We start from the raw sequence: 11,693 nt of genomic DNA on the forward strand, positions 1-11,693 counted from the left end.
GCCGGTGTTCGAGGAAGGGCGTCGCGCCGCAAGGCGCGCCTTGCGGCGCGACCCTCCCTCGAGCTCCCACCCGCCAAGGGCCGAAAGGCCCTTTGAACCCTTGAGTCGGCAGGTTGAACCGTGGAGCGCAAACGAATGGTTTCCAAAGGCCCTTCGGCCTTTGGTGGGGGGTTGAGGGGGGCAAAGCCCCCCTCATGCGCCCCGCCGCAGATCGAGCGTCCGCGGCTGCTCCCGCGCCGGCAGCTTCTGCGGCGCCGCCATCGGCCCGGGCGTATGCCCGAAGGGCTGGAACCGCGTGCGCCGCCTGGCCTCGGCCTCGTTGGCGTTCACCGGCAGCGTCTCGTAATTCCGCCCGCCAGGATGCGAGACGTGATGCGTCAGCCCGCCCAGGCTGCGCCCGGTCCAGCGGTCATACACATCCAGCACAACGGGCGATTGCGCCCGGATGGTCGGGTGCAGCGCGGAGGGCGGGTCCCAGGCCTTGAAGCGGATGCCGGCGACGTATTCCCCCTGGGTTTCCGTCGCGGTCAGCGGCACCTCATAGCCATTGCAGGCCAGCACGTAGCGTTCCTCCACCCAGCCGGAGACCCGGGCCTGCAGGCGTTCCGTGCTGCTGTCAACATAGCGCGCCGTGCCGCCCGCCGCCGGCTCCTCCCCCAGTACGTGCCAGGGTTCCAGCGCATGGCGCAACTCCAGCCCCATGCCGCGCAAGGTCACTTCCCCGATCCGCGGGAAGCGGAATTCCTGGTGCGGCGCGAACCAGCCCTCCTCCAGCGGGAAGCCGAGATCACCCAGCTCCCGCAGCGCATCAGCGAAATCCTGCTGGACATAGTGCGGCAGCATGAACTCATCGTGCAGGCGGGTGCCCCAGCGGACCAGGCGGCGGTCATAGGGCGTCTGCCAGAAGGCGGCGATCGCGCTGCGCATCAGCAGCATCTGCGCCGCCGACATGCGGGCATGCGGCGGCATCTCCAGCGCCCGGTACTCCACCAGGCCAAGCCGGCCGGAGCTGCTCTCCGGCGCGTACATCTTGTCGATGCAGAATTCCGTCCGATGGGTGTTGCCGGTCATGTCCGCCAGGATGTTGCGGAACAGCCGGTCGGTCAGCCAGGGCGGCGTCTCCTGCTTCGCCTTGATCCGGGAGAAGGCGACTTCCAGCTCCGCCAGGCTGTCCTGCCGCGCTTCGTCCACCCGCGGATGCTGGCTGGTCGGGCCGATGAACAACCCGCTGAACAGGTAGGAGAGGCTCGGATGGTTGTGCCAGAAGCCGAGCAGGCTCTTCAGCAAATCCGGCCGGCGCAGGAAGGGGCTCTCCGCCGGCGAGGCGCCGCCCATCACCACGTGGTTGCCGCCGCCGGTGCCGACATGCCTTCCGTCAAGCATGAATTTCTCAGCGGATAGCCCGGTCTGCCGAGCCTCCTCATAGAGCTGCCCGGTGCGCTCCACATGCTCGGCCCAGGAGGCGCTGGGGTGGATGTTCACCTCGATCACGCCCGGGTCGGGGGTGACAGAGAAGTGCAGCAGCCTGTCGTCGCGCGGCGGCAGGTAGCCTTCCAGCACCACCTGGCGGCCGGCCTCCCGCGCCGTCGCCTCGATGGCGGCGGTCAGGTCCAGCCAATCCTCCGCCTGGAAAAGCGGCGGGAAGAAGATGTGGAGGAGGCCGTTCCGCGCCTCCACGGAGAGCGCGGTGCGGACCACGCCCGGGTCGCTCCGCCCCACCACAGGCAGTTCCTGCGGCACCGGGCGGAACTCCTCGGCGCCCATGGCCGGGCCCTCCGCCAGCCGGCGCGGGCGCTCGAAGGCCTGGCGCGGCGGCAGGGGGGGCTGCGGGGCAAAGGGGTCGGGCGCCGTCTCGAAGTTGCGGGCGGCGTCTTCCTCGGAGAGCCAGGGCAGGCTTTCCAGCGGCAGGCGGAAGCCGATGGGGCTGTCCCCGGGGATGAGGAAAAGCTGGTCGCTGCGGAAGAACCAGCGGCCGGATTGCCAGCGGCGGCTGCCATCCTGCATCACCCGGCGCAGCGGCAGCACGCTGCCCACCGGGCTGGCCAGGCCCTGGGCGAAGACTCGCGCCAGCCGGGCGCGCTCCAGCGGGTCGCGCAGCTTCGCATCCTCCACCACCACATTGGCGGGGAGCTGCTTCTCGCGCCACAGGTAGTAGTGGATGTCCTCATAGGCCGGGTGGACCAGGGCGGGGTCCACCTGGAGTCGTTCCGCCAGGATGCCGGCGAAGCGGGCGGCGTCCTCGGCGGTGGCGGTGTCCCGGTCGTCGTCGGAGGCGAGCAGGTCCGGGTCGCGCCAGACCTTCTCCCCGTCCTTCCGCCAATGCGAGTAGAGCGCCCAGCGCGGCAGCGGCTCTCCGGGATACTGCTTGCCCATGGCGTATTGCAGCGCCGCGCCGGGGGACCACAGGGCGGCGAGGCGGCGCAGCAGCCTTCCGGCATAGTGGCGCTTGGTGGGGCCGAGGGCGGCGGTGTTCCATTCCGCCGCGTCCATGTCGTCGGCGGCGATGAAGGTGGGCTCGCCGCCCATGGTCAGGCGGACATCGCCGGCCTTGAGCGCCCGGTCTACCGTCTGGCCACGGGCGAGGATGTCCTGCCACTGGGCCTCGGTATAGGGCTTGGTGACGCGCGGCGTCTCCCGCACGCGGCGCACTTCCATATGGAATTCGAAGCTGGTCTCCGCCTTCTCGACGAGGCCGGTGATCGGGGCGGCGGAGACCGGCTCCGGCGTCGCGGCCAGCGGGATATGGCCCTCGCCGGCCATCAGGCCGGAGGTGGCGTCGAGGCCGATCCAGCCGGCGCCGGGCAGATAGACCTCGGCCCAGGCGTGGAGATCGGTGAAATCCTCGGCAGGGCCTTCGGGGCCCTCCAGCGGCTTCACATCGGCGACGAGCTGAATGAGGTAGCCGGAGACGAAGCGCGCGGCATAGCCGAGATGGCGGAGCAACTGCACCAGCAGCCAGGCGCTGTCGCGGCAGCTTCCCTTGCCGTTGGTCAGCGTCTCCTCCGGCGTCCAGACGCCGGGCTCCAGCCGCACCACATAGGCGATGCGTTCCTGCACGGCGCGGTTGAGGCCGACCAGCATGTCCACCGTGCGCTGCTGGCCCTTCTGCGCTTCCGCGATCAGCGCGGCCAGCAGCGGCCCCGGCTTCTCCAGCTTGCGGAAGGGGGCGAGCTCCTGCTCCAGCACGGGGTCGTAGGCGAAGGGCCAGGTCTCCGCCTCCGGCTCCAGGAAAAAGTCGAAGGGGTTGATGGTCGCCATGTCGGCGACGAGATCCACGGTGACGTCGAAATGCGTGACGCGCTCGGGGAAGACCACGCGGGCCAGGTGGTTGCCCTGCGGGTCCTGCATCCAGTTGAGGAAATGCGGCTTCGGCTCGATCTTCAGCGCGTAGCTGACGGTGGGCGTGCGGGCATGCGGCGCGGGGCGCAGCCGGATGGTCTGCGGGCCGAGGGAGACGGCCCGGTCATAGCGGTAGGCGGTGCGGTGGGTCAGGGCGACGTGCAGCGGCATCGGGCGGGCTTTTCCAGGGCTATGGCCCAGTGCGGGCCTCGGTTCGGCGGCGCATAGAGCCAGAAAGCGCCGGGCGCAGCACCGACGTTATCGGGGCGGAGCCATGCGCGGCACGGGACGGGGCGATGGGCGGGATGCCCTGGCCAGGGGCCGGGTTGCCCAGCGGGCAGGCAGCGCGGGGACGGCGGCGCGGGGCCTGGGCGCCCGCCGCGGCGGGGCCGGCTTCAGCGGGCGGCCGGGGGGTCAGGGCAGGCACCCCAGGAGGCAAGCCCAGAGGCCGGCCAGGGAGCGGATCAGGGCGGCGGCGGCGCATCGGGTCCTCCCTTCGGGTGGCGGAGCGATGCAATGCGGGTGCCAGCTTGCCGGGCCTCGCCCGGGGTTCATACTCCGGCGCTTGCCAGCGCCAGGGGAGTGCCATGCGCCTGATCGACCTGTCCCGCACCATCACCCACAAGATGCCGCGGCTGCCGAACCACCCGATGATCAGCCTTTCGGAGTTCACCACGCATGCGGAGAAGCGGGAGGCGGAGGGCTATGCCTTCTCCTCCGCCGTCATGCTGCTGAACATGGGCGACCATTCCGGTACCCATGTGGACGCGCCGCGGCATTTCGACGAGCGGCCGGGGGCGAAGGGCATCGACGAGATGCCGCTGGAGAATTTCTTCACCGAGGCGGTGTGCCTCGACCTCTCCCACAAGCCGCTGAAGAGCGACATCTCGATCGCCGACCTGGAGGCGGCGGTGACGGCGGCGGGGGTGGAGATCAAGCCGCGCGACACGGTGCTGCTGCATATGGACCATTACCGCCGCACCTGGGGGACGGAGGGCTACATCACGGATTTCCCCGGGTTGACGAAGGAGAGCGCGACCTGGCTGGGGAAGTTCGGGATCACCGCCTTCGGGGTGGAGGCGGTCTCGCCCGGCCGGCCGGGGCGGAATAATTTCGAGGTGCACCATGTGTGCCGCGACATGGGGTTCACCCATATCGAGGGGCTGGTGAACCTGGAGCAGCTGGTGGGGAAGGGAAGGTTCCGGTTCATCGGGTTTCCGCTGAAGATCAGCGGCGGGACGGGGAGCCCGATCCGGGCTGTCGCCTGGTTGGACTGATCGAGAGGGGCTCTGCCCCTCTCGAGCTCTCCCCGCCAAAGGCCGAAGGGCCTTTGGAAACCATGAGTCTTGGACCCGTCGGCCGAAGCGCAAAACTCTAGGGTTCCAAGGGCCCTGCGGCCCTTGGCGGGTGGGGGTTTGGGGACCGCGGCCCTGCCGCCACCAGCGCCCTTCCCCAACCGGCCCGGTTCTTGCTCACCCACCACGTCCACCCCCGGGAGACGTGCCATGAGCTGGATCGAGCATTCCTACATGGGCCGCAAGGGCGTCGCCCGCGGCCGGCGCGGCGCGACGCATGAGCTGACCGAGGCGGTGCAGGGCGAGTATCGCTACGTCTACGGCCCCTATGCCGCGCCCGTGCTCCGCATCAGGCCCGGCGACGTGGTGGTGGCGGAGACGCATGACGCCTTCGAGGGCAAGATCAGGAGCGAGAGCGACAGCCCCTCGGCCTTGCTGAAGATGCCCTTCCTCAACCCGCAGAACGGCCCCATTGCCGTGGAGGGCGCCGAGAAGGGCGATGCGCTCGCCGTCCACATCCTCTCCATCCTGCCGCGCGGCCCGCAGCCCGTGGGCACCACCGCGCTGATCCCGGAATTCGGCGGGCTGGTCGCGACGGGCACCACCGCGATGCTGAACAAGCCGCTGCCGGAGCGCGTCAAGAAGATGGTGGTGACGCCGGAGGGCGGCGTGGTGTTCAGCGACCGCGTGACCCTGCCCTATGAGCCCTTCATCGGCACGCTCGGCGTCAGCCCGGAGATCGAGGCCGTCTCCTCCCTGCAGCCCGACTACTGGGGCGGCAACATGGATTTGCCGGATGTGGCGCCCGGCGCCGTGGTCTATTTCCCGGTGCATCACAAGGAGGCGTTCCTCTATCTCGGCGACTGCCACGGCAGGCAGGGCGATGGCGAGCTCTGCGGCGTGGCGGTGGAGATTCCCGCCTACGCGACGGTGCAGGTCGATCTCATCAAGGGCTGGTCCATCCCCGGCGTGCGGCTGGAGACGGAGGAATTCATCATGTCCGTCGGCAGCGCCCGGCCGATGGAGGATGCGGCGCGCATCGCCTATCGCGACCTGATCCGCTGGCTGGTGGACGACTATGGCTATGAGGAATCGGAGGCCTATTTCCTCTGCACCCAGGCGGGGAAGATGCGGGTCGGCAACATGGTGGACCCGAAATACACGCTGGGCGCCTTGCTGCTGAAATCCTGGATCGGCTGAGGGAGGCGCGCCATGGATCTCGGGCTGCAGGGGCTGAAGGCCCTGGTGACCGGCGGCAGCAAGGGCATCGGGCTGCGCTGCGCGGAGCTGTTCGCGGCGGAGGGCGCCGATGTCGCGATCTGCGCCCGCAACGCGGCGGAGGTGGAGACGGCGGTCGCCGCGCTGCGGGCGAAGGGCGTGAACGCCTTCGGCCAGGCGGTGGACGTCGCGGACAAGGCGGCGCTGGAGGGTTGGGTCGCGGCCAGCGCGGCGACGCTGGGCGGCATCGACATCGTCGTCGCCAATGTCTCGGCCCTGGCGGTGCAGGATGACGAGGAGGCCTGGAGGAAGGGCTTCGAGACGGATCTGATGCACAGCGTCCGCCTGGTGAACGCCGCCATGCCCTTCCTGGAGGCGAGCAAATCGGCCTCCATCACGCTCATCTCCTCGGTCTCCGGAAGGGAGATCGACTTCACCGGCCCGGCCTATGGCGCCTTCAAGGCAGCGCTGGTGCATTATGCGCAGGGGCTGGCCTTCCGCCTGGCGGGGAAGAACATCCGCGCCAATACCGTCTCCCCGGGCAACACCTATTTCCCCGGTGGCATCTGGCAGTGGATCGAACAGAACAACCCGAAGCTGTTCGCCGAGGCGCTGGCGCTGAACCCCACCGGCCGCATGGCGACGCCGGAGGAGATCGCGCGCGGCGTGGCGTTCCTGGCCAGCCCTGCCTCCTCCTTCACCACCGGCACCAACCTGGTGATCGACGGGGCGCTGACGCGGGGCGTGCAGCTTTAGCCTTCCCCTGGCGCTGCCGGTGCAGCACCCTGGGGGCCCGATGGAGATCGGCGCATTGCCGGGGCCGCGCGCAGGCTTCCGCGGCGAAGCTGCAAGGGCAGTCCGGGCGCGCGTTGACCACCTGGCCCCCCGCTGTCAGGCTGCGCGCAGAAGACGCCTGGGGAGTTCGCCAGCGCACCGCCTTCGGCCGGAGGTCGAGCGGTCGCACCTCGCTGCGCCCGCGCCGACGGCGGAAGGCATGCCGGATGCTGCGTGGAGAGCGTGAATGTACGGAACTGATGGCGCGGATGCGTGGGCGGGGCTGCCCCGCCCCGCCCAGGCCCGCGGGCAGGCGACGGAAGGGCAACCGCCGGAGGATCGGGCATGAGCGCGCTTTATGAACTGACCATCGCCGAGGCGGCGCGGCGCATCGCCACGCGCGACCTCTCGCCGGTGGAGCTGACCCAGGCCTATCTGGACCGCATCGCGGCGGTGGATGGCGTGGTGCGGGCCTATGTCGCCCTCACCGCCGACCAGGCCCTGGCGGCGGCGAAGCAGGCCGAGACGGATATCCGGCGCGACGGCCCGCGCTCGCCGCTGCACGGCGTGCCCTTCGCGCTGAAGGATATCTTCGACACCGCCGGCATCCCCACCACCGGCCATTGCCGCCGCTGCCGCACGCGCATCCCGGCGGAGGACGCCACCACGGTACGCAAGCTGCGCGAGGCGGGCGGCGTGCTGCTGGGCAAGCTGGCGACGCATGAATTCGCCACCGGCGGCCCGTCCTGGGACCTCGCCTTCCCGCCGGCGCGCAACCCCTGGGACCTCGCCCGCTTCCCGGGCGGCTCCTCCTCCGGCTCCGGCGCCGCCGTCGCTGCGGCGATGGCGCCGGGGGCGATGGGCAGCGACACCGGCGGCTCCATCCGCCTGCCCGCCGCCTTCTGCGGCACGGCGGGGGTGAAGCCCAGCTTCGGCCGCGTCAGCAAGCGCGGCGTGCTGCCGCTCTCCTTCACCCTGGACAATGCCGGGCCGCTGGCCTGGACGGTGGAGGATTGCGCCATCCTGCTGCAGATCATCGCCGGCCATGATCCGCTGGACCCGGGCAGCGCCGACGTGCCGGTGCCGGACTACCTGGCCGGGCTGCGGGAGGGGGTGAAGGGCCTGCGCATCGGCTTGGTGCGGCACTGGTATGAGAAGGACCGCCCCGCCAGCGACGCCACCATCGCCGCCATGGATGCGGCGGTGGAAGTGCTGCGCGGCCTGGGCGCGGAGGTGCGGGACATCGCCCTGGCGCCGCTGGCCGATTATCAGGGCTGCATGCGCATCACCGCGCTGGCCGAAAGCTTCGCCATCCATGGCGACTGGCTGCGCACGCGTCCGGAGGATTACGGCGAGGTCTTCCGCTACCGCATCACCCCCGGCGCGCTGGTGACCGGCACGGACTACATTCGTGCCCAGCGGATGCAGCGCCTGCTGCTGCAGCAGACGCTGGAGGCGTTCAAGGATGTCGACCTGTTGCTGACCGCCACCACCTATGGCGAGGCGCCGGTGATGGCGCCGATGCGGGCGGAGGCGAATTTCGCCTCGCCGCCCCTGACCAACCCATGGAACGTCGCGCAGCTTCCGACCCTTTCGCTGTGCAACGGCTTCGGCCCGGCCGGCCTGCCGCTTTCCATGCAATTCGCCGCGCCGCCCTTCGCCGAGGCGCTGCTGCTGCGCGCCGGCCAGGCCTATGAGGCGGCGACTCCCTGGCGCGCGAAGCGGCCCGTGCTGCCGGCAACGCCGATCGAGGACGGCCCTGCCGACCAGTCCGCCCCGCCGCCGGACCCGGTTATGCGCGCCACCTACGCCACGCTGGCGGAGCGCGCCGCGCTCGAGCTGGACGACCACCACTTCGCCCAGCTCTGCGAGGCGATGCGGCATGTGGAGGCGCTGGCGGAGGTGCTGCCGGCGGATCTCCCCTTCGGTGCCGAGCTGGCCAATACCGTGAGCTTCGAGGGCGAGTGACGGCGATGACCGAGCTGCATTACCTGACCATCGCCGAGGCCGCGGAGCTGATCGCGGCGCGGAAACTCTCCCCCGTGGAGCTGACCGAGGCCTTCCTGGCGCGGATCGAGGCGCTCGACCCGCAGCTCAACGCCTATCTCACCGTGACGGCGGATCTGGCGCTGAAGCAGGCGCGGGCGGCGGAGGCGGAGATTGCGGCGGGGCGGTATCGCGGCCCGCTGCACGGCATCCCCTATGCGGTAAAGGACATCTACTGCACCGCCGGCATCCGCACGACGGGCCATTCCCGCAGCGCGCAGGATTTCGTGCCGAAGGAGGATGCGGCGACGGTCGCAAAGCTGGCGGAGGCCGGGGCGGTGCTGCTCGGCAAGCTGGCGACGCATGAATTCGCGCATGGCGGGCCGAGCTTCGACCTGCCCTGGCCGCCGGCGCGCAACCCCTGGGGGCGGGAGCACATCACCGGCGGCTCCTCCTCCGGCTCCGGTGCGGCCGTCGCGGCGGGGCTGGCCATGGGGGCGCTGGGGTCCGATACCGGCGGCTCCATCCGCAATCCCGCAGCGCTGTGCGGGCTGGCGGGGCTGAAGCCGACCTATGGGCTGGTCAGCCGCCGCGGCATCTGGGCCAACAGCTTCTCCTACGACCATGCCGGCCCGATGACCTGGACGGTGCGCGACTGCGCGCTGCTGCTGCAGGGGCTGGCGGGGCATGATCCGCTGGATCCGGCCAGCGCGCGGCGCGAGGTGCCGGACTACGTGGCGGCGCTGAGCGGCGACATCAAGGGCATGCGCATCGGCGTACTGCGCCAGCAATTCGAGGTGGAGGTGCCCGTCCCGCCCGTGGTCCGCGCCGCCATGGAAGCGGCGATGGACACGCTGCGGGGGTTGGGCGCGGTGCTGGAGGAGGTGCGCATCCGCCCGGCGCAAGAGTATTACGACGTGAAGATCATCGGCGCGGAGAGCGAGCTCTACGCCGTGCACGAGGCCGGGCTGCGCCGCGACCCCTCCCTGTTCGGCGAGGATTTCCTCGGCCGCTCGCTTGCCGCCATCCTGATCCGCGGCGAGGATGTGGTGAATTCCCAGCGCGAGCGGCGGGTGATGGTGGAGGAGGTGCGGCCCCTCTTCGCGAAGTACGACGCGCTGCTCACCGCCGGCCCCGGCCCGGCGGCGCGGTTCGAGAGCTGGCGGACCCTCCATTTCTGGCAGAAGGGCTCGCTCACCACCCCCTTCAACGTGCTGGGCGGGTCGGCGCTGGCGCAATGCATCGGCTTCTCGCCGGAGGGGCTGCCGCTCTCCATGCAGCTCGTCGGCCGGCCCTTCGAGGATGCGAAGGTGCTGCGCATCGCCGATGCCTATGAGCGGGCCACCGAGTGGCGCAACCGCCGCCCGGCGCTGGACCCGAAGGCCGCCTTCTCCACCGCCTTGCCGCCGGTGCCGGACCCCACCCCCGCCGAGCTCTCCGAGGCCGAGCGCGGCGCCGTGGCCCTGGCCGCGCATCGCGCCGGGCTGACCTTGAACGAGCGGCAATTCGAGTTGCTGGCCGGCGCCGCCCCCTATGTCTGGGCGATGGCGGCGCGGTTGCGCAAGCCGCGCGGCTTTGCCGGCGACCCGGCCAACATCTTCCGCTTCACGGGCTATACCGCCTGAAGCCTGCACGCGTTGGTTGCGGCCGCCTGGCCCTCCGCCCTGGTGTCCCGATGCCGATGTCCTGCGGCTTCGGCATCGGGATACTCGCCATCATCTCCAGTGGCCTGCTTGTCTGCGCCGTTCGCTGGAAATCCGGCGAACTCCGCGGGCAGGACACCGGGAAGGCCGGGCAGGCAAGGGAAGCGCGCGGCGTGCAACTCGTCATCTACGGCAATGGCTCCATGGCGGGGGTCTTCCACTCCCATGTGCGGCATTGCTGGAAGGTAGCCGGCTTCACCGTCGACGCCTTCTGCAATGCCACCGAATTCTGCGGTCGTCCGTTGGTGCCCTTCAGCCAGGTGGAGCGCGTCTTCGACCCCGCCGTGCCATCGCCGGCGGCTGCCGCATCGGCGCGCATGGCTTCTTCGGGGTGAATGCCTGCGTCGCTCAGGGCCTCGGCGTCGGTGGGCGCTGCTTCATCGGCGCCAATACGCTGGTCAACCGGCGACCGGGGATGACGAGGGCTATCTCTCCGCGCCCGGGGAGAAAGTCCGCCTCAGCAGCCGGGAATTCCTGACGTTCAGCCGGATGACCTGATCGGCGGTGGCGTAGAGCACCGTCTCCTCATCGAAGATGGTGTAGCGGTCCAGGAAGAAGCGGTAGCCCAGGCCAAGCCCATGCAGCCAGAGCGGGATGGCAAAAAGATCCTCCGGCTGGTGGCAGAACGAGATGGCCAGCCGCGGGCGGCAACTTCGCAGCGCCTTGCCCTCCCGGTAGCGCTCCGCGTCGTGGTTGTCCGTCACCCGCCGGTGCACATCGGTCAGCAGCCAGTTCATCACCCGGCGGGTGACCTCGCGGCCATCCCGTATGGCCCCACCGGCTCCTCGGCATGACGGGACGGTTTTTTGCCGCCTTGGGGGGCAAGCTGGCGGGCGGGGGTTAAGCGGAGATGAAGCGCCGCATTAGCCCGCTTTTTACGAACTCCGCAGCAGAGTGCCATTGCCGAGGCGCTCGGCCGGCGCCCGCCGCGCCGGGCCGCAACAAAAGGTGCGGATCGTGACCCTCTCCGGACGCTTCTTCGCCGCTGCCCGGCGCCAGCCGGACAAGCCGGCCCTGGTGGCCGAAGCCGGCTACCTCTTCTTCCTCGGCCGCAGCAAGGAGGTGATCGTCACCGGCGGCATCAACGTCATCCCCGCCGATGTCGAACTGGCACTCGTCGATGACCCGCAGTTGGTCGAGGCCGCCGCCTTCGCCGTACCGCGGCTGGGGGAGGTGGCGGGCCTCGCCTGTGTCTCCGCCAGGCCGGAGGAATTCGACCTCCGCCGGCTGCGCCGCCATGTCGGCAGGCGGCTGGCGAATGACCAGCAGCCGCGCAAATTCCTCGCCCTGCCCGCCTTGCCGCGCAACGCCATGGGCAAGCCGAGGCGGCATGTGCTGCTCGACCTCTACCTCGCGGCGGAAGGGCAATCGGCATGAG

9 protein-coding genes are annotated in these 11,693 nt (G+C 70.3%); 7 read left to right on the forward strand and 2 right to left on the reverse strand.

Annotated elements, in window-relative coordinates:
* Window positions 1-192: 192 nt before the first annotated feature.
* Window positions 193-3,510, reverse strand: a complete 3,318-nt coding sequence (locus E5N76_RS22740; protein WP_149539628.1) for a transglutaminase family protein — start codon at window positions 3,508-3,510, stop codon at window positions 193-195.
* A 416-nt stretch (window positions 3,511-3,926) separates the two neighbouring features.
* On the opposite strand from E5N76_RS22740, the gene E5N76_RS22745 reads away from it, so the two are divergent.
* The 6 genes from E5N76_RS22745 to E5N76_RS22770 all read left to right on the forward strand — a co-directional run bounded on the left by E5N76_RS22745 (window position 3,927) and on the right by E5N76_RS22770 (window position 10,650).
* Complete coding sequence (locus E5N76_RS22745) at window positions 3,927-4,616, forward strand: cyclase family protein (protein WP_149539629.1); 690 nt, start codon at window positions 3,927-3,929, stop codon at window positions 4,614-4,616.
* Between the two features lie 228 nt (window positions 4,617-4,844).
* A complete protein-coding gene (locus E5N76_RS22750; protein ID WP_149539630.1) occupies window positions 4,845-5,834 on the forward strand; it encodes an acetamidase/formamidase family protein in 990 nt (329 codons plus the stop codon).
* Between the two features lie 12 nt (window positions 5,835-5,846).
* Window positions 5,847-6,608 carry an SDR family NAD(P)-dependent oxidoreductase gene (locus E5N76_RS22755; RefSeq protein ID WP_149539631.1) on the forward strand — a complete coding sequence of 254 codons (762 nt, stop codon included), beginning with the start codon at window positions 5,847-5,849 and terminating at the stop codon, window positions 6,606-6,608.
* A gap of 363 nt (window positions 6,609-6,971) precedes the next feature.
* Entirely contained in the window at window positions 6,972-8,594 is a 1,623-nt protein-coding gene (locus E5N76_RS22760; RefSeq protein WP_149539632.1) for an amidase, read from the forward strand.
* Window positions 8,595-8,599: 5 nt separating this feature from the next.
* The gene (locus tag E5N76_RS22765; RefSeq protein ID WP_207792079.1) at window positions 8,600-10,237 is read left to right on the forward strand and encodes an amidase; all 1,638 of its coding nucleotides are present in this window, start codon (window positions 8,600-8,602) and stop codon (window positions 10,235-10,237) included.
* A 50-nt stretch (window positions 10,238-10,287) separates the two neighbouring features.
* Window positions 10,288-10,650 (forward strand): hypothetical protein, encoded by a 363-nt coding sequence (locus E5N76_RS22770; protein ID WP_149539634.1) that lies wholly within the window; start codon window positions 10,288-10,290, stop codon window positions 10,648-10,650.
* 90 nt (window positions 10,651-10,740) lie between these two features.
* On the opposite strand, the gene E5N76_RS22775 is transcribed toward E5N76_RS22770, so the two are convergent.
* Entirely contained in the window at window positions 10,741-11,052 is a 312-nt protein-coding gene (locus E5N76_RS22775; protein ID WP_149539635.1) for a hypothetical protein, read from the reverse strand.
* A gap of 211 nt (window positions 11,053-11,263) precedes the next feature.
* On the opposite strand from E5N76_RS22775, the gene E5N76_RS22780 reads away from it, so the two are divergent.
* A complete protein-coding gene (locus E5N76_RS22780) occupies window positions 11,264-11,692 on the forward strand; it encodes an AMP-binding enzyme (protein WP_187830334.1) in 429 nt (142 codons plus the stop codon).
* Window position 11,693 lies beyond the last annotated feature (1 nt).

It is taken from the genome of Siccirubricoccus phaeus, assembly GCF_008360935.1.
In the GTDB taxonomy this organism is placed as follows: domain Bacteria; phylum Pseudomonadota; class Alphaproteobacteria; order Acetobacterales; family Acetobacteraceae; genus Siccirubricoccus; species Siccirubricoccus phaeus.